Below are 25,197 nucleotides of genomic sequence, written 5' to 3' on the forward strand. Positions count from 1 at the left end.
GAGGCAATCTCAGACCGAGATCGCCATGCCGTCGCGCTGCGGATCGGCTCCGCTCAGGCGACGGCATTGCCGGAAACCGCGCCGGGCATGCCGGACTGCGCGGCATGCAGGCTGCGATAGCGCCCGCCCTGCCGGGCAAGAAGCTGGACATGGCTGCCCTGCTCGACGACGTCGCCGTTCTCGACCACCACGATCCGGTCGGCATTGGCGATGGTCGCGAGCCTGTGCGCGATCACCAGCGTCGTCCGGCCGCGCGACAATTCCGCCAGCGAGAGCTGGATCGCCTTCTCGGTCTCGGTGTCGAGCGCCGAAGTCGCCTCGTCGAGGATCAGGATCGGCGGGTTCTTCAGGAAGATGCGGGCGATGGCGAGCCGCTGCTTCTGGCCGCCCGAGAGCTTGACGCCGCGCTCGCCGATCACCGTGTTGAGCCCGTCGGGCAATGCTGCGATGACAGCGTCGAGCCTGGCCTGCCGGGCCGCCTCGACGATCTCCTCCTCGCTCGCCCCGAGGCGGCCATAGGCGATGTTGTCGCGGATCGTACCGGCGAACAGGAACACATCCTGCTGCACGATGCCGATATTGGAGCGCAGCGATTTCAGCGTCATGTCGCGGATATCGATGCCGTCGATCGTGATCGCGCCGCCCGTGACCTCGTAGAAGCGCGGCAGCAGCGAGCAGATCGTGGTCTTGCCGGCGCCGGAGGGGCCGACGAAGGCGATCGTCTCGCCAGCACTGATCTCGAGGTTCAGCCCGTCGAAGATCGGCCGCCCCGCACTGTAGCCGAATTTCAGGTCGCGATAGGCGATGTCGCCGCGCAGGCGCTCGACCTCGCGGGCACCCGGCCGGTCGGCGACGTCGGGACGCGTCGCCAGGAAGGCGAGATAGCGCTGGAAGCCGGCGATGCCCTTCGGATAGCTCTCGATCACCGCGTTGATCTTGTCGACCGGCCGGAAGAACACGCCGACCAGCAGCAGGAAGCCGACAAAGCCGCCCGCCGACAATTCGCCGCGCACGACGAACCAGCCGCCGGCCAGCATCACCACGACCTGTACGAAGCGCATCGAGAGATAGGACAGCGAGGTCGAGGCGGCCATCAGCTTGTAGGCCGCGAGCTTGGTGTCGCGGTAATGCCGGTTGCTTTCGGCGAAGAGCCGTCGCTCGTGGTCCTCGTTGGCGAAGGCCTGCACGACGCGGATGCCGCCAACATTCTCCTCGATGCGGGCGTTGAAATCACCGACCCGGCCATAGAGCGCATGCCAGTTCGTGGTCATCCGGCTGCCGTAGCGGATGGTGACGAAGGCGGTGAGCGGCACGACGAGAGCGGTGACGATGGCGAGCTGGGGATGGACCCAGGTCATCAGCATGAAGGCGCCGATCAGCGTCATGATCGCGATGAAGAGGTCTTCAGGGCCGTGATGGGCAACCTCGCCGATCTCCTCCAGGTCCTTTGTCAGTCGCGCCACGAGATGGCCGGTCTTCTGGTTGTCGAAGAAGCCGAAGGAGAGCTTCTGGAGATGGTCGAAGGCCTTGGCCCGCATCTCGGTCTCGATGCCGATGCCGAGCATATGGCCCCAATAGGTCACGATGACCTGCAGGCTCGCGCTGATCAGATAGGCGACGAACAGGCCGGCAGCCGCGAGGCCGATCATGCCGAGTTCGCCGGTAGGCAACAATCGGTCGATGAAAAGCGTGACAGCGACGGGAAAGGCGAGTTCGAGCAGGCCGGCTGCGACCGCGCTGCAGAAATCCAGCAGGAAGAGGCCGCGATGCGGCCGGTAATAGGCGGCGAACCGCTTGATCACGTCCATATCGGTCTCCGCGGGATCGCTCTCAGGCTGGAAGAGCGATCGGGCGCCGTGTCTGGGGATGGGCAACGATGCTCATCTCGCCGCCGTAGATACGGGCAAGTTGCTGCGGCGTCATCATCTGTTCTGCCGTCCGGCGCACGATCGGCCGGCGGGCGAAAGACTCAATGCCGGCCGGCGCCCAAGTTCCCCATGGCCGCATGAGGTGCAGCAGGTGGGCAGGCGCGATGGGATCGAAGGCCAGCGCTATGGTCGCAAGAACCAGGGTGCAGCCCCCCGGGGCCCATTCAGCTTGAACTCGCGGTCAGCCAAACAGGTGGAGAAACCGCGGACCGCTAACCGAACGCGAGCGTCATGTTCTTCATCAGCTCCGCGAAGAGCGCGCTATCGCGTGAGGCGAGCGTGCGACTCACTTCGAAGTGGTTCTGCCCTGGAGCGAGCAGCAGGGCGCTCGTCGCCCCGACCTTCCGCAAGGCGGCGTGAAACGTCACCGCGTGGCGTCGATATTCATCGGTCTCGCCATCGCCATAAGCGACGAGGACAGGGCACCCAAGCCGCTCGGCATGGCGGATGGGGCTGAACGTCTCGATCTCTGCCGCGATCAGCCCGAGATAGCTCCCGCGCGCGCTGAGCATAGGCCCTTCGAGATCATAGGCGCCGCTGGCGCAGAGGGCGCCGGCCACCAGGCCAGGCTCGATGCGATGCGGCGTGTCGGCCGTGAGCGCGGCCGAGACGAGATGGGCGCCCGAGGAATGACCGATCACGAACAGGCGGCGGCGATCGAAGCCGAGTTCCTCCGCATGGTCGACGAGCCAGCGGATGCCACGCTGAACCTGCATCACCATCTCGGGGAGGCGGGCAGCGGGAATGCTGGCGAAATCGAGCACCGCGAAATTCAGGCCGGTGCCGACGAAAGCCTCCGCCGCGAAGGCGCTGTCCATCCGGTCGAGCATGCGCCAGGCGCCGCCGTGGACATAGACGACGAGAGGCGCGCCTTGCGAGGCCGCAGGGAACAGGTCGATGCGCTCGGCCGGCCCCTCGCCATAGGCGAGATGGCGGCAGGCGAGCCTGCGATGCGCCTCCAGGCTGGCGCTGCGATACCAGGCGATGATCTCTTCGGCATTGGGCGCCCAGGCCACCTGGTTGTAGTTCAGGTCGAGCCGCGCCTGATCGTAGTCGAGATAGACGCGTGCTGCCGGTTCGGTCATGGCTGGCTCCGTCATCGCTCCGCCCCGGCTTGCGCCCGGTAGACGATGCCTCCATCGACGATGGTGAGCTCGGACTCGATGCGGCCGAGTTCGTCCGGGGCGCATCGCAGCGGGTCGGCCGAGAGCACCGCGAGGTCGGCGAGCTTGCCGGTGGCGATGCTGCCCTTCTCGCCATCCTCGAAAGTCAGTTTCGCTCCGCCGAGCGTGGCGCACTCGAGCGCCTCCTCGCGCGTCAGGGCTTGCTCGGGCGAGATCACCGCACCCAAGCGGTCGCGCCGGTCGACCGCGAGCGAGAGCGACTGGAACAGGCTGAGCGGCGCGTTGTCGCTGCCGAAGGAGATCGGGACGCCGGCCTCGCGCAGGGAGCGCAGCGGCACGATCTCGCCGGCCCGCTCCCGCCCGAGCTTTTCGACCAGTTCGCTGCCGCGCTTGTAGATATAGGCGGTCAGGTGGGTGGTCACCGCCAGCCCGAGGCCCGCGACCTGCTTCACCTGGTCCGGCGTCAGGCTGACGACGTGGCCGAGCACCCAGCGCTGGCCCGCAATCGGGGCGATCTTGTCCACCTCGGCGAAGAGATCGAGCATGTTGGGGAGGATGCCGACCGCGCGGATGCCGTTGCGCGCGGCCTCGACCAGCACCTCCTTCAGGGCCTCGCGCGGCAGCGACGAATTGTAATGGAAGCCGGCCCAGCCGGTCTGCGGAAACGCCCGGCTGCGTAGCTCGCGCTCGACGGAATCGTCGATCTCGCCATAGAGGCCGGCCATGCCAAGCCAGGCGTCGCCGAGCCCCTTGCCGGCGAGCCAGTGTCCCCAGGACTTGAGCAGGGCGCGGCAATCCTCGGCAGAGGTCGAAGGCCAGGCCGGGCTGAAGATCATCGAGGCGCGCACGGTCTGGCGTCCCTCGCTGCGCACCTGCCGATAGGCGTCGAGCACCTCGGCGGCGATGCCGTGCCCCTCGAAAACGCTGGTCGCGCCGGCGCGGTTGTAGAGCGTCATCGAGGCGGCGAGCGCGCCGGCCCGTTCGCTGGCGGAGAAATGCGGCGCCCGGTGCATCAGGCTGTGCTCGACCACCGGCATCTTGTTGGTCTCGACGAAGATGCCGTTCGGTTCGCCATCGGCATCGCGGCAGATCTCGATCGAGGGCGCCGGCGGCACCGTCGCGGCATCGATGCCGGCCAGCCGCAAGGCCCGGCTGTTGGCGATCGAGACGAGCGGGAGAGTGGAGCGCCAATAGCCCCAGATCGAGCGGATATAGACGGGGTTGTCGGGCGCAGCACGGTCGAGATCGTGGCGGTCCGGGAAACGGTGCTCGGCTATGCCCGCCAGCACGTCCTCATAGCTCGGCGGAATGCCGATCGGCATGGTGATGATCCATTCGCCCGGCTTCCTGGTGCGGGCGATCGCGGCGATGCGCGCGACGATATCGTCGATCGAGCGGCAATCGGCGAGCGAGGGCAGCACGCTCTTGAGACCTTCGCGGTCGAGATGGGCATGGCCGTCGACCAGCCCGGGGACCACGGTCCGGCCGGCGAGATCGATGATCTCGGTCGCGGCGGAGGCACGGGCCGTAATCTCCGCCGAGGTTCCGAGCGCGACGATGCGATTTCCGGCGATCGCCAGCGCCTCGCAACTCCCGTCTTCAGCGAGAACCTTGCCGTTGATCAGCGCGAGCGAAGGGCCGGCGTCGGGGAAGGCGGAAGGCATAGGGCGTCCTTGTCGACTTTCAGGATCGGAGGCCTTGACGAGCGGCCTTCGGAGGTATCGTCAGCGCGCGGGAGTCAGGTTGCCTCGCCTTCGAGATCCGTGGCGAGGAAGACCTTCCGGGTGAACTCGATATGCTCGTCCAGGAGCCTGACAGCGTGGTCGGCATCGCGATCCAGCGCCGCGTTCATCAGGGCGGTGTGCGGTTCGAGCGCCAGCGCCTCGCGCAGCGCGGCAAAACCGGGGCTGTCCTGCCATCGCGCGCCGGAGCGCGCATGCGACAAGGCCGGCGCGATCGAGAGCACGCGGTGGTGGCGCCGGAGCTGGTCCTTGATCTGGACGTAGAAGCGCATCAGCCAGGGCGACGTGCTGGCGGCGAGCAGAGCGGTATGGAAGGCCTCGTGCCGCTCTTCCCAATCGGTCAGGGCGAGTTCCTCCGGATTCTCCACGGGCGGCGTGCAGCGCGACAGCCGGTAATGGGCGGCAACCAGCGCCGTCTCCCAGGCCTCGTCGCCCCGGGCAATGGATTCGGCCAGCATCGGCAACTCGACCAGGCGTCTGGCGCGGGTCAGGTCACTGAGTTCTTCCAGCGAGACCGGTGCGACCGTGTAGCCCTTGTTGGCGCTCGACATGACCAGCCGCTCGGCTTCCAGGCGCGACAGCGCCTCGCGCAGCGGTGTCCAGCCGATTCCATAGGCCTCGCGCATCGCGCCAAGCTTCAGCGGGGCGCCCGGGCGCAGTCGCGTCTCCAGGATGTCCTGGCGCAGCGTGCGGTAGGCGGACTCGGTCTTGGTGGCGATCTCGACTTCGTCCATGGACCCCTCATGCGATGAGGCGACTATATATAATCCATCCGCCTTGGCAAAATTATATATATCAATTGACATCTTCGATAATGGCCGAAATGATCTGCCCCGACACTCCAGATGGCGCGATATCGATCATGAGCGGAGGCGGGATGAGCTTGGCATCGCTGGACAACGCGGGCAGCGCTTCCGAGGGGGCGCGGCGGGATGCGGCCGATCCGTTGCGGCATCTGCGGGCTCGCTTCCATCTGCCGGAAGGCACGATCTACCTCGCCGGCAATTCGCTCGGTCCGGCGCCGGTCGCCGCCTTCGGCGACATGGAAACCGCGCTGCGCCGGGAATGGGCGGAAGGGTTGGTGCGGAGCTGGAACGATGCCGGCTGGTTCGCGCTCGTCGGCACGCTGGGCGATCGCCTGGGCCGCCTGATCGGTTCTGGCAGCGGCCAGACGGTGGTGTGCGATTCCGTCTCGGTGAACGTCTACAAGGCGCTGCACGCTGCGCTCGCGCTGCGGCCCGATCGCAACGTGATCGTCGCCGAGGGCGGCAGTTTCCCGACCGATCTCTATGTCGCCGAGGGCGTGGCTGCCGGCCGGCCCGATGTGGAGCTGAAGCTCGAAGGCGTCGATGCCGAGAAGATCGAGGACCTGATCGACGAACGCACCGCGGTCGTGCTGGTCAACCATGTCGACTACAAGACCGGCGAATTGCGCGACATGGCAGCGCTCAACCGGCTGATCCACGCCAGGGGCGCGGTCGCGGTCTGGGATCTCTGTCACAGCGCCGGCGTCGTACCGGTCGATCTCGACGGTTCCGGCGCCGATCTCGCGATCGGCTGCACCTACAAATACCTGAATTGCGGCCCGGGCGCGCCGGCCTTCATCTATGCTGCCACGCGGCACCATGAGGCCCTGTCGCAGCCGCTCTCCGGCTGGTGGGGCCATGCCGCGCCCTTCGCTTTCGAGCGCGGCTATCGGCCGGCCGGCGGCATCCAGCGCCTGCTCTGCGGCACGCAGCCGATCCTGTCCATGCGGGTCGTAGATGCCGGGTTGGCGGCGATCGAGGATGTCGAGATGACCGCGCTCAGAGCCAAGAGCCTCGGCCTCACCGATCTGTTCATGGAGCTGGTCGAGCCGGTCTGCCGGGTTCATGGCGCCAGCATCGTCACGCCGCGCGATCACGCCGCCCGCGGCAGCCAGGTCTCGATCACCTTCGAGCATGGCTTCGCCGTGGTCCAGGCCCTGATCGCGCGCGGCGTGGTCGGCGATTTCCGGGCGCCGGACATGATGCGCTTCGGCTTCGCGCCGGCCTATCTCGGCTATGCCGACGCCGAGGCCGCGGCGGAAGCCTTCAACGACGTGATGACATCGGGGATCTGGCGCGACGAGCGCTTCACGAAACGCCGCGCCGTCACCTGACGGCGGCCGGACAAGAGCGCGGCCGGCGAAGCGCCTGAAGCCGCGCCGATCGGGACGAGACAAGCCCGCGACAGCTCGCAGCGTCGAACGGGCGTTCCAGGGGAGGAGCTCATGACGTTTCCATTCAAGTCGGGATTGGCCGCCGCCGCGCTGGCGATCGCCGCGACCTTTTCCGCGCCGGCCGAGGCCGGGCCGACGCTCGACGCCGTCCGCAAGCGCGGCGAGGTCGTGTGTGGCGTCAGCACCGGCATCGGCGGCTTCTCGATCGCCGACAGCTCAGGCCGCTGGACCGGGCTGACGACGGATTTCTGCCGGGCCGTCTCGGCGGCGGTGCTGGGAGACGCGGCGAAGGAGAAATTCGTCCCGCTCAGCCCGCAGCAGCGTTTCACCGCCCTGCAATCGGGCGAGATCGACATGCTCACCACCGTCGCGACCTGGACGCTGACGCGCGATGCCTCCCTCGGCCTCATCTATGCCGGCGTCTATTTCTATGACGGCCAGGGCTTCCTGGTGCCGAAATCGCTTGGCCTGAAGAGCGCGCTGGAGCTCGACGGCGCCAGCATCTGCACGGCGACAGGCACGACGAGCGAGCTCAACCTCGCCGATTATTTCCGCGCCAACGGCAAGACGTTCAAGCCGGTCGTGTTCGAGGCCCAGAACGAGGCGCGCGCCGCCTTCTTCAGCGGCCGCTGCCAGGCCTTCTCGGCCGACATGTCCTATCTCTCCTCGGTCCGCGCCTCGGACGCACCGAACCCCGACGAATGGCAGATCCTGCCCGAAATGATCTCGAAGGAGCCGCTCGGCCCGATCGTCGCCCGCAACGACCTCGATTGGTACACCGCCGCCAAGTGGGTGATGATGGCGCTGATCGAGGCGGAGGAGAAGGGCATCACCGCCGCCAATGTCGACCAGATGAAGGACAGCCAGAACCCCGAGATCAAGCGCCTGCTCGGCACGGCCGGCGACATGGGCCAGAGGCTCGGGCTCGATCCGGGCTGGGCCTATCGCGCGGTCAAGCGCGTCGGCAATTACGGCGAGATCTTCGAGCGCAATGTCGGCCCCAAGACACCGCTGCGGATGGAGCGCAATTCAAACGCGCTCTGGACGAAGGGCGGGCTGATGTACGCCATGCCCGTCCGCTGAGATGAGCGCCGTCGCGGTCTCGCCGGTGAGAGCGGCGAGAGGCTGGTCCGATCCGGGCTTCCGGGCGCTGGCGACGCAGGTGATCGTGCTGGCTTTGCTCGCCGGCACCATCGCCTTCCTCGCCACGAACCTCGTCGGCAATCTCGAGGCGCGCTCGATCCGCACGGGCTTCGGCTTCCTCTGGCAGGCTGCCGGCTTCGAGATCGGCCAGAGCTTCATCGCCTGGAGCCCGAGCGCCAGCTTCGGGCGGGCGCTGCTGGTCGGCCTGCTCAACACGCTCGTGGTCGCTTCGCTTGGCATCGTGCTGTCGACGCTCGCCGGCTTCGTCGTCGGCATCGCCAGCCTGTCGCGCAACCCGCTGGTCAGCCCTCTGGCCCGGCTCTATGTCGAGCTCGTCCGCAACACGCCGCTGCTGCTGCAGCTCTATCTCTGGTACGCGGTTCTGACCCAGATGCTGCCGGCGGCCTCGGCCGCGCCGCAGCTACTTCCCGGTGTCTATCTCGCCAAGAGCGGGCTGCATTTCCCGGTGCTCCAGCACGGCGCCGGGCCGCTCCTGGCGGCCGTGTTCGCCGGCGCCCTCGCCTTCGCCGGGCACGGCTTCTGGGCTCGCCGCAGGGCCGAGCGGACCGGCATGCCGGCGCGGCTCTGGCCGGGATTGCTGCTGCTCGCGCTGCCGATCGCCGCCGTTGCGCTCGAACACGCCGCGACGATCTCCTTCGACGTGCCGCGGCCGACCCGTTTCGGCTTCTCCGGCGGCGGCATGATCACGCCGGAGCTGACCGCATTGTTGATCGGGCTGTCGCTCTACAACGCCGCCTTCATCGGCGAGATCCTGCGTGCCGGCATCCTCTCGGTCGGCCGCGGCCAACTGGAAGCGGCCGCCGCGCTCGCCCTGAGCCGGGGGCAGAGCTTGCGCCTCGTGGTGATCCCGCAGGCAATGAAGGTCGCGGTGCCGCCGCTCGCCAGCCAATATCTCAACCTGGCCAAGAACACTTCGCTCGCCATCGCGATCGGCTATCCCGACCTGATGTCGATCGGCAACACGATCATCAACCAGACCGGTCAGGCGGTCGAGGTGATCGCGATCCTGATGTGCGTGTATCTGGCGCTGAGCCTCGCGATCTCGGCCTTCATGAACTGGTACAATGCCCGCGTCGCACTGAAAGGGGCGTCATGAACGCCGCGGCGCTGTCCCTGCGCGCGCGGCTGTTCGGCAGCGTCGGCAACACGCTCCTGACCCTGGCGATGCTCGGCCTGTTCTCCGCCTATCTGCCCGCGCTGCTGCGCTGGGCCGTGTGGGACGCGACCTGGTGGGCGGCGTCTCCCGCCGCCTGCCGCGCGGCGGGCGGCGCCTGCTGGGCCTTCATCCACGAGAAGCTCCGGCTGGTCCTGTTCGGCCGCTACCCGTTCGAGGAGCAGTGGCGCCCTCTCCTCGCCTTGCTGCTCACCGTCGCCCTGGTGCTGGCGGGCTCCTCGCTGCGCTTCGGCTGGCGCAGCGTCGTCGCCGGCGGGCTGGCGGGCATCGTCGCCGTGATCGTGCTGATGCGGGGCGGCGTGCTCGGCCTCAACCTCGTGCCGACCGATCTGTGGGGCGGGCTGCCGCTGACGGTGTTCCTGGCCGTGGGCGGCATCATCGGCGCCTTCCCGATCGCGATCGGGCTGGCGCTCGGGCGGCGCTCCGAGCTTGGCGTCATCAGGGGCATCTGCGTCGTCTTCATCGAGATGGTGCGCGGCGTGCCGCTGGTCAGCGTGCTGTTCATGGCGTCGTTCATGATCCCGCTCTTCCTGCCTGGGAAGCTGCAGGTCGACGCGCTGCTGCGCGCCCTGATCGCGATCACCTTGTTCAGCGCGGCCTATCTGGCTGAGGCCATTCGCGGCGGCCTGCAGGCCGTTCCGGCCGGACAGGAGCAGGCGGCCAAGGCGCTCGGGCTCGGCTACTGGCAGAGATCGCTGCTGATCGTCGTGCCGCAGGCGCTGCGCCTTGCCATTCCCGCGATCGCCAACCTGTTCATCGGCCTGTTCAAGGATACGTCGCTGGTGGGTATCGTCGGCCTGACCGACCTCCTGCTCGCGACCAAGCAGGCGCTGGGCGATCCGCAATGGCGCAGCTTCTCGCTCGAAGCCTATCTCTTCGTCGCCCTGCTCTATGTCGCGTTCTGCCTGTTCATCTCGCATTACGCCCGTGCGCTGGAGAGGCGCCTGCGATCCAGAGGCTAGGATCGCCATGATCGGGCCGCGGCGTCATCGCCTCGATCCCGCCCGGCGTCGGGCGGCTCAAAACGTGCGGTCATCGCGCTACTCTGCGGCGGCCAGTCCGGCCTCCGCGCATACGCGGTCAGTGCCTGGAAGCGTGCTCCGGCTTTCCCTTGCGCTTGGTCGAAGCCATTTTCTCCAGCTCGGTCTCGCTCATCGACTTCTCCATAGATTTCGATGCGCCCTTGAGCTTGCTTTTCTTCATGTCGCCGCGCTTGGCCGCCAGGGCGGCGCCTGCGGCCTTCTGCTGTGCGGCTGATTTTGCAGGCATGGCGTCCTCCTTCACTGGGATGAACGGGTTACGGCTTCGATCTTGTTGCCGTCCGGATCAAACAGCACGCGCGATATCGCTGGTGCCGACGGAGACGTGGTCGATCATCGCCTCGCTCCGTCGCTGGCTGCCAGAACGTCATGGAACTCGGGATGGCGACGGGCCCAGTCGGCGACGAAGCTGCAAGCGGGCACGATGCTTTGCCCTCGCTCGCGCGCAAGGCGGAAGACCCCTTCGACAAGGCGCTCGCCGATGCCGCGCCCGCGAAACGCCGCCGGCACCTCGGTATGGGATACGACAATGTATGCGTCGAGCTTGCGGTAGACTGCAAAGGCTTCGCCGCCCGGAAAGCTCATGACGAAACGATTGGCGGCAGGACGGTCGGCGACCGCCCATTCCGATTGGTCGAGCGCCGGCATGGCGTGTCCTATCGCGATGGAACTGATAGCGAATCGAACACGCCGGCCGGCAGCAGGTTCCCGTTCGCCGGCTCGAATTGAGCGAGGTCGAGCAATTCGCGCAGGCGAAAATCTTGAAACGGCGGTTGTGCGAAGTGACGAGCCGGCGACGGCGCAGCCCTGAACCTACCGCTATTCTCCGATGTCCGCTTGCCGGCGGAGGCTCAAGGCTGCCTCTGGCGCATCAGACGAGCGACGGGCGTATCATGGTGACGGTGAAGGCGCCCGCGCCCTTGGCTCTCTGCCTGCTTACACGTCCTGCCGCCTCGGACTTTCCGACGGCCGGGTTTTCCGGCCGGCCACAAAAGCCCGAGGCGTTCTTCTTCGCTCATGGTCTCGCCCCAAAGGGTGAGCCTGCGGACGCTCAATTCATGCAGCGCGCTTCCAGCGCGTCGACAAAAGAACGGTCCCATTTCCCGTCTCGGATCGCCTGGATCGTCGCCTCTTCCTTGGCATGCTGGGCGAGCGCAGCCGTGATCGTCGCTTCGGCGAGCTCCGGCGGGAAGGCGAGCAGTCCATCCTGGTCGCCGACGATGATGTCGCCAGGGCGCACCACCATGCCGCCTATCGTGACGGGGACGTTGATCTCACCCGGCCCGTCTTTGTAGGGGCCGCGATGGTTGACACCGCGGGCATAGACTGGGAACTCGCGCGCCGCGATCTCGGCCACATCGCGGATGGCACCGTCGACGACCATGCCGCCCAGCCCCATCGTCTCCCCGCCGAAAGCCATGATCCCGCCGAAGACGGCGTTGGTCAGGTCGCCGCCGGCATCGATCACCATGACGTCGCCCGGCCGGCAGAAATCATAGGCGCGCAATGCCGCGAGATTGTCGCCGCCGCGAGTCCGGACGGTCACAGCCGTGCCAGCCATCGGCGCGGGCTTGTGATAAGGCCTCAGGCCCACGCTGCCGCGGTTGCGGTGCAGGTTGTCGCTAAGGAGCGCGATCGCGATCCCGCGGATCCGCGCGATGACCTTTGGGTCGACCTGCGGGGCGGACGGATTCTTGATCAATTCGGCCATGATGCAGCTTCCTTCGAGAGTAAGGGTGATGTCGGGATTGGGTGCCAGGCGCCCGGGCTCAGGGCCTGATGCCGTAAGCGGTCAGCACGTCCTTCTGCTGCTCGGGCGTGATCATGTCGTTGGAGCCGACATGGCGCGGCGACATGGTCGGACAGGGCAGTTCGGTCGGCGCCGGGACATTGGGAACGCCGCCCATCTTGCAGAGCAGCACCGCCGCATCGTGCCCGAGCTTCCAGTTGACGTAGAGCCGCGCGGCATTGGGATGCGGCGCCGTCAGCGGTAGTCCCATCGCCATTTCGAGGCCATGGGTCGGGCCTTCCGGGCTGTAGAGCGTGATCGGCGCGCCCTGCGCGCGAATGTCGGTCGAATGGTTGATGACGCTCGGCACCACCATCTGGAAGGCGCCGGCCGCGACCTGCTGCGCGCCTGACGGGCCGCCGGTGACGACCTTGAACTGGTTGGCGGTGAAGCCCTTGACCCAGTCCTCGCCATAGGTCTGGCGCATCAGCATCAGCCAGGAGACCATGTTGGTCGAGATCTTGGGATCGACCATGGCGATCTTGCCCTTCCAGCGCGGATCGGCCAGGTCCTTCCAGCTCTTCAGATGAGTGCTGATATCCGCCGCCGAGACGGTCGTGCTGTTATAGGCGACGATATGCGGCAGCACCTCGCCGACGACATAGTTCGGGTTCTTCGCCGGCACGATCACCCTGGTGATGTTCGGCACCAGCTCCGGTGTCAGCTTCTGGAACAGCTCGGGGCGCAACTGGTAGAGCTGCGACGAGCCGGAATAGAGCACGTCGGCGTGATGGGTCTTCTGCTCGCTCTCGCCGACGAAGCGCGTGAACAGCGTCGTCGAGGGGAAACGCAGCCATTCGATCTTGATGCCGGGATAGCGCGCCTCGAAGCTCTTCACGATCTCCTGCGTCTCGGCATCGACCGACGACGTGTAGAGCGTGAGCTTGCCCTCGGCCTTCGCCGCGGCTTCAAGCGCGACGCCCTCCAGCGGGGCCTGCGCCTTCGCCGCCGAGAGCGCTCCCGCGAGGACCATCGTTCCCACCGTGGCTGCCAGTACCAGCCGCAGCTTTCCGACCCATCCCGTCCTGCGCATGATCGATCCCGTCTTTGCTTGTGTTTCGTCAGCGCGCCGAGAGCGCGACCGGGCCGAGCGTCCCGATCCGCGCCCGGCAATCACGGACGCCCTGAAGGCTGACGGGGCCGAGCCTGGCCCCGGTGATCACCACGTCTCCGGCCTTGAGCGGCGCGCCGCGCGCGGCGGCGTGGTCCGCGAGCCAGCACAGTGCCTCCAGCGTCTGCTCGGTCGTGGGAGAATTGACCTTGAGCGACACCTCCTGCCCCGCCAGAGCCAGCGCGAAGGGAAGCTCCGCGAATTCCAGCGCAGCCCAGTCGGTCGTGGCGGCGCCGAGGATGACGGCGACGCAGCCTTGCAGGTCGGCCAGGCGGTGCAGATCGGGCGCGCTGTCCGGAGCCGCGAAACGGCTGGAAAGAAGCTCGACCGCGGGATGCACGCTGGCGATGCAATCGGCGAGCTTCGCCGGGCTCAGCGCCCGGCCCTGCCCCAGCGGGTCCTCTCTGAACCGGACGGCGATCTCGACCTCGGCGAGGCAGCCGTCCAGGAAGCCCGTATCGAACTGCGCGGGCGCATCGACGAAGAAGCGCGCCGGAATGGGCGAGCAGCGCGCCTTGCCCTCGCGCAAGGGCGAAACCTTCCAGCCGCCGCGCGTGCCGACCGCCCGGATGATGGCATCCTGCACCGCGTAGGCTTGCGCTTCCGAAGCGGGCCCGGGACCGGGCAACGCGGCCAGCCGCATCCCGCCTGCGATGGCCTGCGACAAGGCGGAAGCCGCCGCTTCGATCGTGTTGACAGTGTCGTGCATCGTCATCGTCCTCACCGCCAGGAGCGCGAGCGCACGAACAGCATCATCGCGCCGACGACGATGGCGTTGAGCAGGCACATGATGGTCGAGAAGGCAGCGAGCAGGCCGAAGCTGCCGGTTTCCCAGATCGTCAGGATGGCGAAGCCGATGACCGGCGTGCCGACGCCCGCGAGCAGGGCCGAGGCCGAGAGGTCGCCCATCATATGGACGAAGACCAGCGTCCAGCCCGCCGCGAAGCCCGACAGCGCGATCGGGAAGACGATCCGGCGGATCGTCCGCCCCTCGCCGGCCCCGGCGATATAGGAGGCTTCGCGCAGGTCGGTTCCGACCTGGGTGAGCGCCGAGGCGGCCGCGATCGATCCCGGCGGGATGTACATCACGATGAAGGCGATCAGCAGGATGGTCAGCGTGCTCGACAGGAAGAACGGCGCGCCGCTGAAGGTGATCAGGAAGGCCAGCGAGATCACGAGGTTGGGGATGGTCGCCGGCGACTTGATGACGAGATCGACGACCTTGCCGGTGATGCCGCCGCGGAAGGAGGCGTAGATCGCAGTCAGGATCGCGATGAACATCGCGATGGTCGCGCCGGTGCCGGCAAGCAGCAGGCTGTTGCGGAACGAAGCGAAAGTCACCCGGTTGACGAAGAGCACCTGCTCGAAATGGAAGAGCGTGAATTTCGAGGGGTCGATGACCGGCGACCAGAAGCGCTGGACCGCGACCAGCAGAAGTGCAGCCATCGGCAGCACTGAGGCCATGGCGATGTAGAGCCACATCAGGACCCGCGCCGGCAGGCGCCACCGGCCGAGCGGCAGCAGCGAGCCCCCGCCGGCCCGCCCGCCGACCGTGACGAAATGGCCTGAGGAGGAAATCTTCTTCTGCAGGAACCAGAAGCCGAACACGACCATCAGCATGATCAGGCCGAGCAATTGCGCATCGGCCAGCTTCGGCGGGTAGTCCTTGACCAGGAGATGCACGATCTGCGTCGGCAGCACGCTGATCTCGGCGGTGGTCGCGATGATCGCCGGGATCGAATAGGTGCCGAGGCCGGAAATCACGACGAGCAGGCATGAGCCGGCCAGAGCCGGCATGATCGCCGGCAGAGAGACCCGGAACAGCGTGCGCAGAATGCCGGCGCCGCTGATGCGCGAGGCCTCCTCCAGTGCCGGATCGAGGTTCTTGATGGCGGCCGAGACGACCAGGTAGGCGTAAGGCACGCCATGGATCGTGTAGACCCAGATCAGCCCGAACCAGGTGTAGATATTGACCTGGAAGACCTCCGGGCCGAGCAGCCAGTTGAGCACGCCGTTCATCAGGCCGACATTCGGCGCGGCGATGAAGACCCAGCCGATCGTCAGCGCCACGCTGGGCAGCAACAGCGGGATCACCGGAAGGATCGTGCCGAAGATGCCGAGGCTGGCATCCGTGCGCTCGTTCAGCCAGGCGAAGATCGCCCCGACCGCCACCGCCAGCACCGTGCTGATGCCGACCGCGATCAGGGTGTTGCCGAGCACCGGCAGCAGCCAGGGCTGCTCCAGCAATGAGGATACTGCCGCGACATTGGGCACGCCGCCAGGCAGGAGCGTGCTGAGGAACATCCGCCCGAGCGGGAAGACGATCAGCAGGGCAAGCGCCGCGAAACAGAGCCCGGTCAGCAGGTTGAGCGGCTGCAGAATCCGAGGCAGACCCGCCCTGCCCTCGTCCATGCCGGTGCGGTCCTGGATCGTCACGACTTGGCTCCCGCCGTCTCGGGATGCCGGATCAGGCGCAGGGCGGCCGGCTTGATCGACAGCCAGGCGGCATCGCCCTCGGCGAAACCGCGCAGCGTGTCGTCATGCGACCAGACGCGGAAGACCTGGTCCCCGGCGCTGACGACATATTCGGTATAGGCGCCCGAGAAGAGCTGCGCCTCGACCCGCACCGGAACCGTGTTCCGCGTCTCCCCTGACGGAGCCACGGCATCGAGAGTGATCTTCTCCGGCCGCAGCACGAGCTCGACCGCCGAGCCCGGCGCGAAGGACTGCTCCAGCGCGCCTGTCTCGAACAGGCCGAAACGGGTCTCGACCACCGTCCTTCCATCGGCGACGGAGCGGACTTGACCGTCGAGGAAATTGCTGACGCCGACGAAATTCGCGACGTAGTGATTGGCCGGCTCCTCATAGACGCGCCGCGGCGTGTCGAGCGCCGCGATCCGGCCGGACTGGAGCACGGCGACGCGATGGCCGAGCTCCATCGCCTCGGCCTGGTCATGTGTCACATAGAGGCCGGAGAAGCCGATCTGCCGCTGCATCCGCTTCAGTTCGAAGCGGAGCTGGTTGCGGACCTGCGCATCGACATTGGAGAGCGGCTCGTCGAACAGCACGACCGAGGAATTGGAGACGAGCGCGCGCGCCAGCGCCACGCGCTGCTGCTGCCCGCCGCTGATCCGGCCCGGAAACTGCTGCTCGAGCCCGCCTACGCCGACAAGCTCCAGCGCCTCGCTGACGCGCCGCGAGATTTCTGCCGGCGGGAGCTTCCGGCCCTCCAGCGGGTAGCCGACATTCTGCGCCACCGTCATATGCGGCCACAGCGCATAGGACTGGAAGATCATGCTGAGCCGGCGCTGGTCGGGCGGCACAAAGATGCCCTTGGCGGAGGAGAACACGACCCGCCCGTCGATGACGATCTCGCCCTCGTCCGGCGTCTCCAGCCCGGCAACGCAGCGCAGCAGCGTGGTCTTGCCGCAGCCGCTGGGGCCGAGCAGCACGACGAGTTCGTTCTGCGCAACGGCGAGGCTGATATTGTCGACGGGCGTGATCGTTGCGCCGCCCGCCCGCCGATAGCGCTTGGTGACGTTGGTGATCTGGATGCGGTCGGTCATCGGCGCGCGAAACCTGTCCTGCGGAAGCTGGGTCGGGTCGGGACAGGGATCAGGGCTTGAGCCCGAACTGCGCCATGATCTCGCGCTGCTGCTCGGCGTTCAGCGTATCGTTCGAGCCGACATGCTGGGGCGAGAGCGCGGCGCACTGGGTGCCGGCCGGCGGCTCGACATTGGGGACGCCGAGATTCTTGCAGATCAGCGCCGCGCTGTCCCGGCCGAGCTTCCAGTTGGCATAGAGGCGGGCGGCGTTGGGATGCGGTGCGTTGGCGGGAATGGCGAGCCCCTGCTCGAGGCCGTGCGACGGCCCTTCCGGCGTGTAGACGACGAGCGGCGCGCCTTGCGCCCGGACGTCGGCACTGTGGCTCTGCACCGTCGGCACCACGATCTGGAAGGCGCCGGCCGCGACCTGCTGCGCACCCGAGGTGCCGGTGCCGACGACCTTGAACTGGTTGGCGATCACGCCCTTGACCCAGGCCTCGCCATAGGTCTCGCGCATGTTGATCAGCCAGGACACGACATTGGTCGATATCTTCGGATCGACCAGCGCGATCTTGCCCTTCCAGCGCGGATCGGCGAGGCCGGCCCAGCTCTTCAGGTGCTTTTCGATATCCGCCTTGGAGACCAGGCCGGAATTGTAGCTGACGGCATGAGGCACGATCTCGGCCACGGCATAGTTGCCGTTCTTGGCAGGCACGCGCAGCGCCTTGACGTTCGGCACCAGCTCCGGCGTCAGCGGCCGGAACAATTCAGGCTGCTGCTGGTAGAGCTGCGTCGAGCCGGAGAACAGCACGTCGGCGGTGTAGATCTTGGCGTTCTGCTCGCCGACGAAGCGGGTGAACAGCGTCGTCGACGGGAAGCGCAGCCATTCCATCTTGATGCCGGGATAGGCCTTCTCGAACTGGCCGGCGATCTCCTGCATCTCGGCATCGACGGCCGAGGTGTAGATCGTGAGCTTGCCCTCCGCCTTGGCGGCGGCGATGACCTCCGCCGGGACCTCCGCCTGGGCCGCCACCGGAGACACGGCACCGAGCGGAAGGAGCGCGGCGATGGATGCGACCAGAACGGCGCGCAGGAAGGCTACGGTCTTCATCTCGGGCATTTCCTCCACCTGCGCGCTTGGTCGCGCTTGACTGATTTTGGAGGCAGCCTGAGGCAGGTGATATAGAAAAGCGAATTCAAATTTTTGCGCAAGGCATTCAAATTTTCTATAGCATCGAGCCAGACACGAGGACTTCCGGATGCTCGACAGCCGACGGCTGACCTATTTCATCAATGCCTGCGAAAAGGGCTCGCTGACGGGCGGCGCCAATGCGTCGTTCGTGACCCAGCCTGTCCTGACCTATCACATCGCCGAACTCGAAAAGACGGTGGGCGAGCGCCTCCTGCATCGGCGCCCCGACGGCGTCGTGCCGACCGATGCCGGCATCGTGCTGCTCGCGCATGCCAAGCGCGTGATGGAAGCCATGCGTGCGACCGAGCTGGCGATGCGCGAGCGCAAGAGCCAGCCGACGGGGATCGTCACCATCGGGTTCCTGGCCTCGATCGCCCCCGCGGTGGCGTCGCGGATCGCGCGGGAATGCAAGGAGCGCTTCCCGGGCATCCAGTTGCAGCTCAGCGAAGGCACCAGCCTCTATCTGCGCAAGGGCGTCGACGACGGCAGCCTCGATCTCGCCGTGAACCTGCGCGAGCGCGGGGCCGCTTCGTCGCAATCGATCCTGTTCGAGGATCTCTATGTCTTCGCACGGCCAAACCTGATCGACCTGAGAAAGCCGACCATCGCACTTGCCGATGTGCTGCAGCACCGGCTTCTTCTGCCGCCGCGCGGGCATGTCGTGCGCGAACTGGTCGAGGAGGCTGCGGAGAAGCACGGGCTGACCATCCGGATCGAGGCCGAGGTGGAAGGCTTCCCGACGCTCAAGAGCCTGATCCGGGACGCGTTCGCTCCGGGCATTCTCGGCTACGGATCGATCAAGTCGGATATGGACAACGGCCGCTTCCAGGGCGCGAAGATCGTGAAGCCGACCATCCAGCGCGAGCTGGTGCTGGACGAGGGAGCGAACGTGCGCTTTCCGAAGGTGGTCGCCGAGTTGAGAAGCATCGTGACGCGGGCGGTGCGCGAATTGGCGCAATAGCATCTGGAAGCGGCCAGCACAGGCCTATTTGGCTTGCCACCCCAAAGCTAGGGCGCCAGCTTCATAGCCACCTCCGTCGTTCAGGATAGCTTTCCCAGCCTGCTCACTCGAAAGCGATCGTTCTGCCGGCGACAGAGGTCTTATGCCTTCACAAAGTCCTGGCGCATGGGCGTGAAGACGTCGACAAGCGTTCCAGCCTCGATATTGACGGCTCCATGGATCGCATCGGGCGGAACGGTGAAGCTGTCGCCGGCGACGAGACGTTCCGTGCGGCCGGAGATGGTGATGTCGAAGGCGCCGCTCTCGACCAGCGAGCACTGGATATGTGGGTGGCTGTGGGCCGGGCCGACCGCGCCGGCCTCGAAGCGCACCCGCACCATCATGACCTCGTCGCGATAGGTCAGGATCTTGCGCGTCACGCCTTCGCCGGCCGGCTCCCAGGCGAGGTCGGCATCATGGGCGAAAGGCTCGTTCTTGCGGTCCATGTCGAGTCTCCCTCAGCGCGCGAGCCAGCCGCCATCGACCGGCAGCACCACGCCGTGGATGTAAGCGGCGGCGGCGGAGGCGAGGAACACGGCCGCCCCGCCGATCTCCTGCGGCTTGCCCCAGTGCCCGGCCGGAATGCGGGCGAGAATCGCCTCGTTGCGGGCGGGATCGGCGCGCAGGGCCTCGGTATTGTTCGTCACGAAATAGCCCGGCGCGATGGCGTTGACGTTGATGCCTCTGCCTGCCCATTCGCAGGCGAGCAGACGCGTCAGCCCCGCCAGCCCGCTCTTGGAAGCGGTGTAGGAGGGAATGCGGATGCCGCCCTGGAAGGAGAGCAGCGAAGCGATGTTGATGACCTTGCCGCCCTTGCCGTCGGCGAGCATGCGTCTGGCCACGCCTTGCGTCAGGAAGAAGGTCGATTTCAGGTTGACGTCCATCACCGCGTCCCAGTCGGCCTCGGTGAAGTCGATCGCGTCGGCGCGGCGGATGATGCCGGCATTGTTAACGAGGATGCCGAGGCGTGAGCCATCGGCTTCTGCGGCGGCGGCGGCCTCTTCCACGATGCGCGCGATCGGCTCCACGGTCGCGAGATCGGCGGCGACCTCATGGAAGGGCTTGCCGGTCGCTGCGACCAGCGCCTTGGTCTCGGCCATGCTGGAGCGGCCGACTGCGACGATGCCGGCGCCGGCCTCAGCGAGCGCGACCGCGATCGCCTGACCGAGGCCCGTATTGGCCCCGGTGACGATGGCGGTCCGGCCGGTCAGATCGAAGGGAGCGGCCATCAACGCAGGTCTCCGGTCGCGACCATGTCCATGTCGGTGTAGTCGACATTGTCGCCACCCATGCCCCAGATGAAGGAATAGGCCTTCGTCCCGACACCGGAATGGATCGACCAGCCGGGCGAGAGGATTGCCTGCTCGTTGGCGACGACGAGATGGCGGGTCTCCTGCGGCTCGCCCATCAAATGAAAGACGCGGGCGTCTGCAGGCACGTCGAAATAGAGATAGATCTCGCAGCGTCGGTCATGGACATGCGCCGGCATGGTGTTCCAGACGCTGCCCTCGTCCAGCGTGGTCACGCCCATCACGAGCTGGCTGGTCTCGCAGATTCCGGGGATGATGTACTGGCGGATGACGCGCTTGTTGGCGGTCGCCTGCTCGCCGAGCGCCAGCGTTTTGGCATCAGCCTCCCGGATGATCTTGGTCGGATGCACCGCATGGGCCGGGGTCGAGAGCAGGTAGAACTTGGCTGGATTGCCCGCATCGTCGCTGGCGAAGAAGACCTCGCCGGCTTCCTTGCCGACATAGAGCGCATCGCGCTTGGCCAGAGCATAGCCTTGGCCGCCGACCGAGACCTTGCCGGGGCCACCGACATTGACGATGCCGAGTTCGCGGCGCTTCAGGAAGGCATCGGTGCCGACCGCTTTCGGCGTCGGCAGCGCGATCGCGCTTGCCGTCGGCATGGCGCCGCCGACGATGACGCGGTCGAGATGGCTGTAGGTCAGCTTGACCTCGCCGGCGGCGAACAGCGTCTCGATCAGGAAGTGGCGCCTGAGCTCCGCCGTGTCGAAGCACTTGACGGCCTCGGGGTGCGAAACCTGGCGAATCTCGATGGTCATGATCGGTCCTTCAGTGGAACAGGCGCGGCAGCCAGAGCGACAGGCCGGGCACATAGGTGACGAGCAGGAGCACGGCGACGCTGGCGCCGTAGAACGGCCAGATCGTGCGCATGGACTCGCCGATGGAGATGCGGCCGATGGCGCAGGCGACGAACTGCACCGAGCCGACCGGGGGGGTGTTGAGGCCGATGCCGGCGTTGAGGATCAGGATCACGCCGAAATGGATGGGATCGACGCCGAAGGCCTTCACCACCGGCAGGAAGATCGGCGTGCAGATGATGATCATCGGCGCCATGTCCATGAAGGTGCCGAGCACCAGCAGGATCAGGTTGATCATCAGCAGGATGACGATCGGATTGTCCGAGACCGCCTTCATCGCGGCGATCGTCGCCTGCGGCACCTGCAGGAAGGCCATCAGCCAGCCGAAGGCGCCGGCCGTGCCGATCACCAGCAGCACCATCGCGGTGGTGCGTACCGCGCCCAGGGTCGCCTCGACGAAGGCCGTCCAGGTGAGCTGGCGATAGACGAAGATGGTGACGAGGATGGCATAGACCACGGCGACGCAGGAGGATTCCGTCGCAGTGAAGACACCGGAGCGGACGCCGCCGAAGATGATGCCGATCAAGAGGATGCCGGGCAGCGCCAGCACGACGTAACGCCCGACGGTGGCAAAGCCTGGAAACGGTTCGCGCGGATAGCCGCGCTTCACCGCGACCGCCCAGGCCGCGAACATCAATGCGCCGCAGAGCATGAGGCCCGGCACGATGCCCGCGGTGAACAGATCGGCGATCGAGAGATTGCCGCCAGCCGAGAGCGAATAGATGATCATGTTGTGCGATGGCGGGATCAGGAGCGCGATGATCGCCGCGTTGGCGGTGACGTTGACGGCGTAGTCGGCGTCGTAACCGCGCTTTTTCATCTGCGGGATCATCAGGCCGCCGACCGCCGAGGCATCGGCCACGGCCGAGCCGGAGATGCCGCCGAAGAGCGTGCAGGTCACGACATTGACCTGGCCGAGGCCGCCGCGCAGATGGCCGACGAGGCTCGCCGCCATCTGGATCAGGCGCTCGGCGATGCCGCCGCGGATCATCAGGTCGCCGGCATAGATGAAGAACGGGATCGCCATCATGGCGAAGGCGTTCATGCCGGAATTCATCTGCTGGAAGACGACGACCGGGGGCAGGCCCATATAGGCAACGGTGGCGACCGAGGCGATGCCGAGACAGAAGGCGACGGGCACGCCGATCAGCAGCAGGACCGAGAAGACGCCGAAGAGAATCCAGAGTTCCATGGCTCAGGCCTCCTGGCTTTCGCCGAAATGGACGAAGCCGAGCGGCGCCTGCTGCTCGCCGGTGATGAAGAGAAGGAGCTTTTCCAGTGCGAAGAGCGCGATCAGCGCGCCGCCCGCCGCGATCGGCACATAGTCCCAGCCGCGGGATATGCCGATGATCGGCATGCGGTCGGCCCAGGTGCCGGCGGCGAGCTGCCAGCCATAGCCGAGCATGGCGAGGCCGAAGGCGCAGACAAGGGCCTCGCCGATGACGATCAGCGCGGCTCGCATCGGCGGCGGCGACATCACCAGCCCGACCTCGAAGCCGAGATGGTCGCTCTCGCGCACGCCTACAGCGGCACCGAGCAGGATGAACCAGGACATCAGGAAGAGCGATCCGGCTTCGACCCAGATCGGCGTGTCGTTGAGCACATAGCGACCGAACACGCCCCAGGCGACCATCACGGTCATCAGGACGAGGCCGGCCCCGGCGGCGATCAGCGCGAACAGGCTGAGCTTGGCATCGAGGCGTGTCAGAAAGGCTGCGAAAGCGCGCATGTAATCTGCCCGGGCTGGCAAGGGGCCGAAGGTGGGGCGGCCGCCATGGGCCGCCCCACCTGGACGAGGCTCAGTTCACCGCCTGGATCGCGGCGACCATCTCCTTCAGCTTCGGGTCGGTGACGAACTTGTCGTAGACCGGCTTCATCGCGTCGATGAAGGGCTTCTTGTCGACCTGGTTGATCTGGGCGCCGCCGGCCTTGACCTTGGCCTCGGACGCCTTCTCGCGCGCATCCCAGAGCTCGCGCATCTTGGCGACCGACTCCTTCGCAGCCGCCTTGATGATCGCCTGGTCGGCGGCGTTGAACTTGTCGAAGCTCTTCTTCGACATCACCAGCGCTTCCGGCGAGAGCGAGTGCTCGGTCACCGAGTAAAACTTGGAGACCTCGAAATGCCGGGTCGATTCATAGGACGGCCAGTTGTTCTCGGCACCGTCGATGACGCCGGTCTGGAGCGCGGAATAGACCTCGCCGAAGGGCATCGGCGTGGCATTGGCGCCGAGCGCCGAGACCAGCGCGACGAACATGTCGGACTGCTGGACGCGGATCTTCAGGCCCTTCATGTCGGCGGGCGTGTTGATCGGGCGCTTGGAGTTGTAGAACGAGCGCGAGCCGGAATCGTAGAGCGCCAGCCCGATCAGGTCGTGCTTCTCGAATTCCTTGAGCAGGTTGTCGCCGATCGGCCCGTCCATCGCCTTCCGCATATGGTCGACCGAGCGGAAGATGAAGGGCAGGGACGGAATGTTGGTCGCCGGGATCAGGTTGTTGAACGGCGCCATGTTGATGCGATTGATGTCGATGACGCCGAAGCGGGTCTGGTCGATCGTGTCCTTCTCCTGGCCGAGCTGGGCCGAGTGAAAGACGTTGATCTTGACGCGGCCCTGCGTGCGCTCCTCGAGCAGCTTGCCGAGATAGCGGACGGCCTCGACGGTCGGGTAGTCGGTCGGGTGGATGTCGGCCGAGCGCAGCGTCACGCTCTGGGCCAGGGCTGAAGTCGCGGCAGCGGCCGAGAAGGCGAAAGCTGCGGTATAAGCGAGGAAACTGCGGCGTGCGGTCATGTGCGTTCTCCCGTGTTTTCGGGCGCCTTGCCGTTTCCCGGCTTGTTCGCTGGCGCCTCGAACGTAAGCTTGCTGTCCGCTCCCGTCGCGGTTGCGGCAGTAGTTGTATGGTAGTATGTTGCGGTATGGCACGCAACAGGCTGTGGAGGTTTTTGACTTGAGCCTTTCGTTGGCGTCCCCCGCCCTCGCTCCGGGCGCTTCGGCGGCCGGGCGCGTCGAAGCCGAGTTGCGCCGGGCGATCGTCGCGCTGGAGTTGCCGCCGGGTACGCGCCTGTCGGAGCAGGAGATCGCGTTGAAGTACGGCGTTTCGCGTCAGCCGGTACGCGAGGCCTTGATCGCTCTCGCCAGGACGCGGCTCGTCGACGTGCAGCCGCAGCGCGGCACGGTCGTGGTCAAGTTCTCGGTCCGCAAGATGATGGAGGCACGTTTCGTGCGCGAGGCGGTCGAGGTTGCGATCGTGCGCGAGGCCTGTACGGCCTTCTCACCCCAGAGCAGGCACCGAATCGCCGACCTTCTCGATGTCCAGGAGAAGGCGGCCCAGCGGAATGATCACGCCTCGTTCCAGCGCTATGACGAACTCTTCCACATCGAGTTGTCGGAGGGCGTCGGCATGCCCCTGGCCTGGGAGGCCATCCGGGACATCAAAGCGCATATGGACCGCGTATGTCAGCTAACCCTGCCCGGCGCGGCGGTGATGCTGCCGCTGGTCGAGCAGCACAGGAGCATCATGGCGGCGATCGATGCGCAGGACGCTCCCACGGCGGCAAGCGCCATGCGCCATCACCTGACCGAAATTCTCCGGGCACTCCCCAAGACGGAAGCCAGTTACCCGGACTTGTTCGAGAGCTGAGGGCAGGCCGAGCACTTGAAGCTGCCGACACCGGCTCAAGTCTCGATGTGAACAGCCGGAGATCACCCGCAAGGCTTCACGAGAGCGTCCGATCGCGTTTCGGCGTTTGGCGGCTCCGCCAAGGTCTGCTTTCGGGCGCCTCACCCATGTCAGCTATGGCGCGATCCGGCATGCACAACGAAGCGCGTCCCTCGCGCGCCTCCTTCTTGGGGTGCCGAGCGTTCGCAGTTCTGTATCAGGTTGGCCGAATTTTGGCGCGGTCTACGGGAATCGAACCCGTCTTCCCAGCGTGAAAGGCTGGTGTCCTAACCGATAGACGAAGACCGCTTTGCCGCGAACCGCCGGGGTTCGTGCCGAAGCGGGGCGAGGTATAGTGGCAGGCTCCCCG

24 protein-coding genes and 1 tRNA gene are annotated in these 25,197 nt (G+C 66.6%); 6 read left to right on the forward strand and 19 right to left on the reverse strand.

What is annotated here, in order from left to right:
* Positions 1–53: 53 nt before the first annotated feature.
* The 4 genes from Q9235_RS04220 to Q9235_RS04235 all read right to left on the reverse strand — a co-directional run bounded on the left by Q9235_RS04220 (position 54) and on the right by Q9235_RS04235 (position 5,528).
* Entirely contained in the window at positions 54–1,808 is a 1,755-nt protein-coding gene (locus Q9235_RS04220) for an ABC transporter ATP-binding protein (RefSeq protein WP_306225533.1), read from the reverse strand.
* Positions 1,809–2,140: 332 nt separating this feature from the next.
* Positions 2,141–3,013, reverse strand: a complete 873-nt coding sequence (locus Q9235_RS04225; protein WP_306225534.1) for an alpha/beta hydrolase — start codon at positions 3,011–3,013, stop codon at positions 2,141–2,143.
* Between the two features lie 11 nt (positions 3,014–3,024).
* Complete coding sequence (locus tag Q9235_RS04230; protein WP_306225535.1) at positions 3,025–4,716, reverse strand: amidohydrolase; 1,692 nt, start codon at positions 4,714–4,716, stop codon at positions 3,025–3,027.
* Between the two features lie 74 nt (positions 4,717–4,790).
* Positions 4,791–5,528 carry a GntR family transcriptional regulator gene (locus tag Q9235_RS04235; protein ID WP_306225536.1) on the reverse strand — a complete coding sequence of 246 codons (738 nt, stop codon included), beginning with the start codon at positions 5,526–5,528 and terminating at the stop codon, positions 4,791–4,793.
* Between the two features lie 143 nt (positions 5,529–5,671).
* Between Q9235_RS04235 and kynU the strand changes: the two genes are divergently transcribed.
* The 4 genes from kynU (at position 5,672) to Q9235_RS04255 (ending at position 10,294) form a co-directional block, all read left to right on the forward strand.
* The gene (kynU, locus tag Q9235_RS04240; protein WP_306225537.1) at positions 5,672–6,934 is read left to right on the forward strand and encodes a kynureninase; all 1,263 of its coding nucleotides are present in this window, start codon (positions 5,672–5,674) and stop codon (positions 6,932–6,934) included.
* A gap of 111 nt (positions 6,935–7,045) precedes the next feature.
* A complete protein-coding gene (locus Q9235_RS04245) occupies positions 7,046–8,077 on the forward strand; it encodes an amino acid ABC transporter substrate-binding protein (protein WP_306225538.1) in 1,032 nt (343 codons plus the stop codon).
* Position 8,078: 1 nt separating this feature from the next.
* Positions 8,079–9,254, forward strand: a complete 1,176-nt coding sequence (locus Q9235_RS04250) for an amino acid ABC transporter permease (RefSeq protein ID WP_306225539.1) — start codon at positions 8,079–8,081, stop codon at positions 9,252–9,254.
* Positions 9,251–10,294, forward strand: a complete 1,044-nt coding sequence (locus Q9235_RS04255; protein WP_306225540.1) for an amino acid ABC transporter permease — start codon at positions 9,251–9,253, stop codon at positions 10,292–10,294. The genes Q9235_RS04250 and Q9235_RS04255 overlap by 4 nt, the downstream gene beginning before the upstream one ends.
* Positions 10,295–10,412: 118 nt before the next feature.
* Here Q9235_RS04255 and Q9235_RS04260 read toward each other — a convergent pair whose 3' ends face one another.
* The 8 genes from Q9235_RS04260 to Q9235_RS04295 form a co-directional block, all read right to left on the reverse strand.
* On the reverse strand, positions 10,413–10,601 hold the full coding sequence (locus Q9235_RS04260) for a DUF3008 family protein (RefSeq protein ID WP_306228113.1): 189 nt from the start codon (positions 10,599–10,601) through the stop codon (positions 10,413–10,415).
* Between the two features lie 104 nt (positions 10,602–10,705).
* On the reverse strand, positions 10,706–11,020 hold the full coding sequence (locus tag Q9235_RS04265) for a GNAT family N-acetyltransferase (protein WP_306225541.1): 315 nt from the start codon (positions 11,018–11,020) through the stop codon (positions 10,706–10,708).
* Positions 11,021–11,423: 403 nt separating this feature from the next.
* Positions 11,424–12,083: an RraA family protein gene (locus Q9235_RS04270; protein WP_306225542.1), complete on the reverse strand. Its 660-nt coding sequence runs from the start codon at positions 12,081–12,083 to the stop codon at positions 11,424–11,426.
* A gap of 58 nt (positions 12,084–12,141) precedes the next feature.
* Entirely contained in the window at positions 12,142–13,194 is a 1,053-nt protein-coding gene (locus tag Q9235_RS04275; RefSeq protein ID WP_306225543.1) for an extracellular solute-binding protein, read from the reverse strand.
* A gap of 28 nt (positions 13,195–13,222) precedes the next feature.
* Complete coding sequence (locus tag Q9235_RS04280) at positions 13,223–13,981, reverse strand: hypothetical protein (protein ID WP_306225544.1); 759 nt, start codon at positions 13,979–13,981, stop codon at positions 13,223–13,225.
* An 11-nt stretch (positions 13,982–13,992) separates the two neighbouring features.
* A complete protein-coding gene (locus Q9235_RS04285; RefSeq protein WP_306225545.1) occupies positions 13,993–15,708 on the reverse strand; it encodes an ABC transporter permease in 1,716 nt (571 codons plus the stop codon).
* On the reverse strand, positions 15,705–16,838 hold the full coding sequence (locus tag Q9235_RS04290; RefSeq protein WP_306225546.1) for an ABC transporter ATP-binding protein: 1,134 nt from the start codon (positions 16,836–16,838) through the stop codon (positions 15,705–15,707). The genes Q9235_RS04285 and Q9235_RS04290 overlap by 4 nt, the downstream gene beginning before the upstream one ends.
* Positions 16,839–16,887: 49 nt before the next feature.
* Positions 16,888–17,928 carry an ABC transporter substrate-binding protein gene (locus tag Q9235_RS04295; RefSeq protein ID WP_306225547.1) on the reverse strand — a complete coding sequence of 347 codons (1,041 nt, stop codon included), beginning with the start codon at positions 17,926–17,928 and terminating at the stop codon, positions 16,888–16,890.
* Positions 17,929–18,076: 148 nt separating this feature from the next.
* Here Q9235_RS04295 and Q9235_RS04300 point away from each other — a divergent pair, with 148 nt between their 5' ends.
* Positions 18,077–18,970 (forward strand): LysR family transcriptional regulator, encoded by an 894-nt coding sequence (locus Q9235_RS04300; protein ID WP_306225548.1) that lies wholly within the window; start codon positions 18,077–18,079, stop codon positions 18,968–18,970.
* A gap of 140 nt (positions 18,971–19,110) precedes the next feature.
* On the opposite strand, the gene Q9235_RS04305 is transcribed toward Q9235_RS04300, so the two are convergent.
* The 6 genes from Q9235_RS04305 to Q9235_RS04330 all read right to left on the reverse strand — a co-directional run bounded on the left by Q9235_RS04305 (position 19,111) and on the right by Q9235_RS04330 (position 23,959).
* Positions 19,111–19,455, reverse strand: coding sequence for a cupin domain-containing protein (locus tag Q9235_RS04305; protein ID WP_306225549.1), 345 nt, complete (start codon positions 19,453–19,455; stop codon positions 19,111–19,113).
* Positions 19,456–19,467: 12 nt separating this feature from the next.
* Positions 19,468–20,238 (reverse strand): 2-dehydro-3-deoxy-D-gluconate 5-dehydrogenase KduD, encoded by a 771-nt coding sequence (gene kduD / locus Q9235_RS04310; RefSeq protein ID WP_306225550.1) that lies wholly within the window; start codon positions 20,236–20,238, stop codon positions 19,468–19,470.
* A complete protein-coding gene (gene kduI / locus Q9235_RS04315) occupies positions 20,238–21,074 on the reverse strand; it encodes a 5-dehydro-4-deoxy-D-glucuronate isomerase (protein ID WP_306225551.1) in 837 nt (278 codons plus the stop codon). Before kduI ends, kduD begins: the two co-directional genes overlap by 1 nt.
* Before the next feature lie 10 nt (positions 21,075–21,084).
* Positions 21,085–22,365, reverse strand: coding sequence for a TRAP transporter large permease (locus tag Q9235_RS04320; protein WP_306225552.1), 1,281 nt, complete (start codon positions 22,363–22,365; stop codon positions 21,085–21,087).
* A gap of 3 nt (positions 22,366–22,368) precedes the next feature.
* Positions 22,369–22,902, reverse strand: a complete 534-nt coding sequence (locus tag Q9235_RS04325) for a TRAP transporter small permease (RefSeq protein WP_306225553.1) — start codon at positions 22,900–22,902, stop codon at positions 22,369–22,371.
* A gap of 70 nt (positions 22,903–22,972) precedes the next feature.
* Positions 22,973–23,959 carry a TRAP transporter substrate-binding protein gene (locus Q9235_RS04330; RefSeq protein ID WP_306225554.1) on the reverse strand — a complete coding sequence of 329 codons (987 nt, stop codon included), beginning with the start codon at positions 23,957–23,959 and terminating at the stop codon, positions 22,973–22,975.
* Positions 23,960–24,074: 115 nt separating this feature from the next.
* On the opposite strand from Q9235_RS04330, the gene Q9235_RS04335 reads away from it, so the two are divergent.
* Positions 24,075–24,809 (forward strand): GntR family transcriptional regulator, encoded by a 735-nt coding sequence (locus tag Q9235_RS04335; protein ID WP_422678268.1) that lies wholly within the window; start codon positions 24,075–24,077, stop codon positions 24,807–24,809.
* A gap of 252 nt (positions 24,810–25,061) precedes the next feature.
* Here the strand turns inward: Q9235_RS04335 and Q9235_RS04340 are convergent.
* Positions 25,062–25,136: transfer RNA gene (locus Q9235_RS04340), tRNA-Glu, on the reverse strand.
* Between the last annotated feature and the right edge of the window lie 61 nt (positions 25,137–25,197).

This window comes from Bosea beijingensis (genome assembly GCF_030758975.1).
In the GTDB taxonomy this organism is placed as follows: domain Bacteria; phylum Pseudomonadota; class Alphaproteobacteria; order Rhizobiales; family Beijerinckiaceae; genus Allobosea; species Allobosea beijingensis.